Origin of the sequence: Polaribacter sp. (assembly GCF_965656025.1) — a bacterium.
Classification (GTDB): domain Bacteria; phylum Bacteroidota; class Bacteroidia; order Flavobacteriales; family Flavobacteriaceae; genus Polaribacter.
Window position 1 is genome coordinate 7892 of record NZ_CBFHJT010000086.1, and the last position, 652, is coordinate 8543.

At 31.7% G+C, this 652-nt stretch carries 1 pseudogene; it reads right to left on the reverse strand.

The annotated features are described in order from the left end of the window. A pseudogene (locus ACTG3S_RS13085) lies at positions 1–652 on the reverse strand (tagaturonate reductase); the annotation flags it as partial.

Below are 652 nucleotides of genomic sequence, written 5' to 3' on the forward strand. Positions count from 1 at the left end.
CTAATGCTAAAGCAATGGCATCAGTTAAATGATTTACTTTTGTTAAATCTTCATCCCAAAAAGAGGTATTTGATAATACTGATTTAGCTACTAATTCCACATCATTTTGTGCCCAAATAGCAGTAAATGTATCTACGATATCTTGACTGTCTTTTATGGGTGTAGCTTTTCCATTCCAGGTTCCTTTGTAAAAACGAATTAAACACGCAAAAGCAAAGGTTAAGTTTGTTGGTAATTTACCGTTTTTTGCTTCGTATTCTAACAAACTCGGTAACACACGAACCTTAAATTTTGAAATAGAATTTAAAGCAATATCTGCTAATTTGTGCTTGATAAATGGATTTCTAAAACGGTCTAAAATATCTTCTGCAAAGCTATCTAACTCGCTTTTATCCATAGGAAGCACGTCATTAATTTCATCAAAAATTGCTTTGTTAACAAATGCTCCTGTAAACTTATTATCTACTGTTTCCTTTACGGTTTCATTACCATATAATAAAGAAAAAGGAACCATAGACGTATGTGCACCATTCAAAATACGTACTTTTCTTGTACGATAAGGTTGCATATCTTCTACAATCTTAACATCTAAATCGGTTTTATGGAAAGGTAATTTTTTCTTTAAATCTTCACCACCTTCAATAACCCAAAG